This window comes from Xenorhabdus bovienii, assembly GCF_024721015.1.
Taxonomy (GTDB): domain Bacteria; phylum Pseudomonadota; class Gammaproteobacteria; order Enterobacterales; family Enterobacteriaceae; genus Xenorhabdus; species Xenorhabdus bovienii.
The window spans coordinates 1-897 of sequence record NZ_JANAIF010000252.1; the positions used below are offsets into that span (position 1 = coordinate 1).

Annotated in this window: 1 protein-coding gene and 1 pseudogene; both read right to left on the bottom strand. The window is 45.5% G+C overall.

Annotated features, from left to right (window positions below; all coding sequences use genetic code 11):
• Positions 1–109: 109 nt before the first annotated feature.
• On the bottom strand, positions 110–319 hold the full coding sequence (locus NXS07_RS20380; protein ID WP_038248669.1) for a hypothetical protein: 210 nt from the start codon (positions 317–319) through the stop codon (positions 110–112).
• 17 nt (positions 320–336) lie between these two features.
• Positions 337–897, bottom strand: a pseudogene (locus NXS07_RS20385) (DNA cytosine methyltransferase); the annotation flags it as partial.

The following is an 897-nucleotide window of genomic DNA, read 5'->3' on the forward strand; positions in this document are numbered from 1 at the left end:
CGGTGATGTTGATTGGCTTTCCAGCGTTTCTGCCAGACGAATAAATCTAAAACAAATTTACGGTTAATGTTGTAAACAATTTCGGTATTTAAATTTAAGGTGATGTTATTCATTTCTGGTTTTCCTGTTCCCCAAAGGTTTCTACATCAGGTATTAATTCAAGTCCTTCCATCGGCATAAACTTAAGTGGGCCATCTTCTTTTAAACTGTTTAGGCAAAGGGCTGATAACAGCCGTTTCATTGAAGGGGACATGTGAATCATTCCCGTTTTGCCGTTAATTCGAATAACGATGCCAAAATTTGAAATATTTCCGTTCATACTGACCTCTGCATTAAGATCCGTTTCCCAATCCACGCCATAACAGGTACGGCCATAGAATTACCGATTGCCCGGTAGCGATGGCCATCAGGACAATTTTCTGATGTTTTGCCGTTCCATGGGATCTGTGTGTGATTATCAGGAAAACCCTGTAATCGCTCGCACTCTACGGGCGTTAAACGACGCACGACATAACCATAATTCACACCGTGAACATCTGTTGTGGTCAGCGTGTAGGAAATTTCAGGGTGATAGCCGATACCATTACCGCCATTCTGAGGCGCCCGGTTTATCGTGTTGCCTGCCAGTGCAATCGCCACTAAATCAGTGGCGCTTTTATCATCTCGGGATCTCAATGTTGATGAGATATCATCTGTCCGATATTCGCCAAACGAAAGCAACCGGTAGGTTGATATCAGCCCACTGCCACGCTGCGAAAATATTTCCTGATTGCTCATTCCGATACCACCGACATTGTGGCTCTGGTTTAACGTCGGGTGTGGGTTTAGCCCTGAGTCCCAGTGACTACCGATAACAGCGCGGCTTCCAGCATTTCCGGCAACTGCTTTCCCCGCCGT

Coding starts and splice junctions, on each gene's coding strand:
- NXS07_RS20380 (WP_038248669.1), bottom strand. CDS start 319: ATGAACGGAAATATTTCAAATTTTGGCATCGTTATTCGAATTAACGGC.